Origin of the sequence: Acidiphilium iwatense (assembly GCF_021556475.1) — a bacterium.
Lineage (GTDB): Bacteria > Pseudomonadota > Alphaproteobacteria > Acetobacterales > Acetobacteraceae > Acidiphilium > Acidiphilium iwatense.
In genome coordinates, this window is record NZ_JAKGBZ010000124.1 from 1 (window position 1) to 2,040 (window position 2,040).

General features: G+C 64.9%; 1 protein-coding gene. It reads left to right on the forward strand.

Annotated features, from left to right (window positions below; translation table 11 throughout):
* Positions 1–179: 179 nt before the first annotated feature.
* Positions 180–2,040 (forward strand): recombinase family protein (locus tag L2A60_RS20305; RefSeq protein ID WP_235706273.1); only part of this gene is annotated, 1,861 nt, incomplete at its 3' end.

The following is a 2,040-nucleotide window of genomic DNA, read 5'->3' on the forward strand; positions in this document are numbered from 1 at the left end:
CTCGAGCCGATCGGCAACATCCCACCCGCCGAGGCCGAGGCGCGCTACTATGAACAACTGAACGAGCTGGCTATGGTCGCCTGAGTCAAACAAAATGGCCTCCAGGATTCCCGGCGCGGTTCACCCTGTATGCCCGCTATTCGACCGACCTCCAGCGCGATGCTTCGGTCGAGGATCAGTTGCGGGTCTGCCGGATGCGCGCGGAGCGCGAGGGTTGGGCTGTGGCGGACAGCTACTCTGACCGTGCCACCTCGGGGGCATCTCTGCTCCGGCCGGGAATCCAGGCGCTGATGGAAGATGCCGGGCGGCACCGGTTCGACGTGGTTCTGGCCGAAGCGATGGACCGGCTGTCACGTGACCAGGAGGATATTGCCGGTCTGTTCAAACGGCTGCGGTTTGCCGGAGTGACGATTGTCACCCTTGCCGAGGGTGAGATCGGCGAGATGCATATCGGGCTGAAAGGCACGATGAACGCGCTGTTTCTGAAAGACCTGGCACAAAAGACCCATCGCGGCCTGCGCGGCCGGATCGAGGCCGGCAAGGCGGCGGGCGGAAAGAGCTTTGGCTACGCCATCGTCCGGAAGATCGACGCCCATGGCGAACCGGTTCGTGGCGAGCGCGCGATCGACGCGGCCGAAGCCGCCGTGGTGCGGCGGATCTTTGCGATGACCGCCGAAGGCACCAGCCCGATCGCGATCGCCAAGCTCCTCAATGCGGAGAAGATTTCCGGCCCCGGCGGGCGCCCCTGGGGTGACACGACGATTCGCGGTCACGCGCTGCGCGGCACCGGCATCCTGCGCAACGAACTCTACATCGGACGGCTGATCTGGAACCGGATGCGCTTCATCAAGGATCCGGCAACCGGCAGGCGGGTCAGCCGGATGAACCCGCGCGCCGAGTGGGTGGTCGAGACTGTGCCCCATTTGCGGATCGTCGATCAGGCTCTGTGGGATATGGTGCAGGCGCGTCTGGCCGGCAGTCGCGACGCCTCGGGCGCCGACGCCTCGGATCACCCAAAATTCCACGAGCGCCGGCGCGCCCGGCATATTCTCACCGGCAAGGTCTACTGCGCCGAATGCGGCGGCATGTTCGGTGCGGTCGGCCGGGACTATCTCGCCTGCACAGCCGCACGCCGGCAGGGCATCTGCGACAACCGCCAGAGTCTACGGCGGGATGATCTCGATCGGCTGATTCTGGACGCGCTGCGGCGGCAACTGATGCGCCCGGAGCATGTCGAGCAGTTCGTCGCGGATTTTACCACGGAATGGAACCGACTGCAGGGGACGATCGAAGCCGACAATGCGGCGCGCAGGCGCGAGCTTGAGACCGTGACCCGCAAGCTCGACCAGGTGATCGAGGCGATCTGCGACGGACTCCGTGCGCCGGGGCTGCAACAGAAACTCGACGATCTGGAGCACCGCAAGGCCGAACTGACCCGCCAGTTGCAAAATCCGGTCGCCGCGGCACCACGGCTGCACCCCAATCTGGCCGGTCTCTATCGCGAGAAGGTCGAACAGTTACAGACCGCGCTGGCCGCCTCCGATGGTGGCCGGGCCGCGCTGGAAGCAGTGCGTGCCCTGATCGAGCGGATCGACGTTGGCCAATCCAGGCCAGTGGCGACGGCTTCAGGCGGAACACAAAATTTGGCTGATACGGAGCAAAAGCTTGACGCGGCGACCGGGGCTGATGTTGCGCCTTCCGGTCGCGGCCGACGCCGGGCAGCGCCATCGGCGTTGCCGGAGATTGTTCTGACGGGGGCGATTGCGGCGATGGTTGAACTGGCCCTCAGTGCCGACGGCAATTCGGGGGCAAAAGCGCCGAAAGCCGCCGGTATTGGGGCGGCTGGTTCTGAATTATTCCGAAGTTCGGTGAAGGTGGTTGCGGGGACACACAACCAACTTGATTTGCTGCTGGGCGCCTCAAGACTCCCCTCATTTTCACACTGCCCCGAAAGTCTCGGCGAAGACGGGCAGGTCGGCGAGCATATCGGCGAATTTCTGGACCAGTGGCAGCAGGCGAGGCTCCGGCATGGTGGGGATG